Source organism: Endozoicomonas sp. SESOKO4 (genome assembly GCF_024606275.1).
Window position 1 is genome coordinate 1 of sequence record NZ_JAHHPS010000020.1, and the last position, 1,029, is coordinate 1,029.

Annotated in this window: 1 protein-coding gene and 1 pseudogene; both read right to left on the reverse strand. The window is 50.0% G+C overall.

All coding sequences use genetic code 11. The annotated features are described in order from the left end of the window. On the reverse strand, positions 1–466 hold a 466-nt coding region (deoD, locus tag KDK16_RS00300), incomplete at its 3' end, for a purine-nucleoside phosphorylase (RefSeq protein WP_257274184.1). 67 nt (positions 467–533) lie between these two features. Then, positions 534–1,029 (reverse strand): annotated as a pseudogene (locus KDK16_RS00305) (phosphopentomutase); the annotation flags it as partial.

The following is a 1,029-nucleotide window of genomic DNA, read 5'->3' on the forward strand; positions in this document are numbered from 1 at the left end:
AAGTGTAGATATTACCAACTTTTACCGGCATCCTTTTGTCACGGGCACTCTTGACCGCATTCTCCAGCAGACCAAAATCTGCAATAGCTGCGAAGTCGTGGTTATTAAATCGGATACGGTTCACTTTCGAGTCAGTGCTCGCCCCCATACCAATCACTATATCGCGCAGCTTCACATCGGAAGAGATTGCACCACAGGAACCAATGCGAATCAGCTTGTTCACACCGTATTCAGTGATCAGTTCCTTGTAGTAAATGGAGGCTGAAGGAATGCCCATCCCTGAACCCATTACTGATACACGACGATTCTTATATGTTCCGGTGTAACCAAACATATTACGAACATCGTTTACCCGTTCAGCGCCTTCCAGAAAGTTCTCGGCAATGTACCTGGCACGGAGTGGATCACCTGGCATCAGGCAGACATCGGCAAAAGCACCGGGTTTGGCATGAATATGAGGGGTCATTTTTTCCTCTCTAAAGCTTATCAAAAAGCGGGCCGTGCAGAGTACGCGTGTAAATAGTCAGCCCAGCTTATGACAGAAAACTGGTCCCATAGTCCATGGGCTCCAGATCAAAGAAACTGGCCAGACTCTGGCCGATATCTGCGAAGGTTTCCCGCCCACCCAGTGAAACCGGCGGCACCTTTTTGCCAAAGACCAGCACGGGTATATGTTCACGGGTATGGTCTGTACCGTGCCAGGTGGGATCGCAGCCATGATCAGCACTGATGATCAGCACATCGTCTTCCTGCATGGCGTTGAGCAGTCTCGGCATCATGGCGTCCAGTTCTTCCAGAGCACGGGCATAACCAGCCACATCACGACGATGGCCAAAGGATGAATCAAAATCAACAAAGTTGGTAAAGATCAGGGAACGATCTCCGGCCGACTCCAGAGCTTGCATGGTGGTTTCAAACAAAGCCGGAATGCCGGTCGCCTTGAACTTTTTGGTAATACCCTGATGAGCAAAAATATCAGCGATTTTTCCGACACTGAGCACTTCGCCACCACTGGCCACCAGCTTATCC